Source organism: Vibrio sp. 1580 (assembly GCF_033340055.1).
Genome location: NZ_JAWOVT010000553.1, coordinates 1 through 565, shown reverse-complemented (window position 1 = coordinate 565; position 565 = coordinate 1). Strand labels below are relative to the sequence as shown.

Annotated in this window: 1 protein-coding gene; it reads right to left on the bottom strand. The window is 44.8% G+C overall.

Annotation, left to right across the window (positions count from 1 at the left end):
* The coding region (gene pyrD, locus R7093_RS27120; RefSeq protein WP_318147261.1) for a dihydroorotate dehydrogenase (quinone) at positions 1-565 on the bottom strand (565 nt) is incomplete at both ends.

Below are 565 nucleotides of genomic sequence, written 5' to 3'. Positions count from 1 at the left end.
CTGAGTGATTTCATCATCGCTCAAATCAGGGGCAATCTTAAGTGCTAGTGGAACGTACTTGCCGTGTTTTTCTGCAAGCTCTGATTGTTTCGCTTTAAGCTCTGATAGTAACTCGTCGAGTGCTTCACCGTATTGTAGAGAGCGAAGTCCCGGAGTGTTTGGAGAAGAAATGTTTACAGCGATGTAACCAGCGTATTCGTACACTTTCTCCATACAAATCAAGTAGTCCTCTGCCCCGTTCTCGATTGGTGTATCTTTGTTTTTACCAATGTTGATACCAAGAACACAGTTGAACTTTGCTTTTTTCACATTCTCAACCAGATGATCCACACCTAAGTTGTTAAAGCCCATTCGGTTGATGATGCCTTCGGCTTCAACCAAGCGGAACAAACGCGGTTTGTCATTACCTGGCTGAGGACGAGGAGTCACTGTGCCAACTTCAACAAAGCCAAACCCCATCGCATCGAATGCTTCAATACATTCCCCGTTTTTATCCAAACCAGCAGCAAGACCCACTGGGTTACGGAATGTTAACCCCATGCATTCTAATGGACGGTTAGGTAAT